1 protein-coding gene is annotated in these 212 nt (G+C 32.1%); it reads left to right on the top strand.

The features are described from left to right. The first annotated feature begins 1 nt into the window (after window position 1). Window positions 2-160, top strand: a complete 159-nt coding sequence (locus ACFCTO_RS12330; protein WP_288286114.1) for an IS3 family transposase — start codon at window positions 2-4, stop codon at window positions 158-160. Window positions 161-212 lie beyond the last annotated feature (52 nt).

The raw sequence follows: 212 nt of genomic DNA on the forward strand, positions 1-212 counted from the left end.
GATTGAAAATTATCAACAAGCCTATATGCTGGTGTTTGAATACATTAACACGTTTTATAATACCGTTCGAATTCACAGTCACTGTAACTATATGTCACCAAATGACTATGAAAAATTATATGCAAACTACAAGAAAAAGGCAGCTTTGATTGCTGGATAACTGATTGATAGAAACCTCAATTTAATTTGTACTCAAACTTGACATAGGACCA

The organism is Megasphaera indica (assembly GCF_046614755.1).
In the GTDB taxonomy this organism is placed as follows: domain Bacteria; phylum Bacillota; class Negativicutes; order Veillonellales; family Megasphaeraceae; genus Megasphaera; species Megasphaera intestinihominis.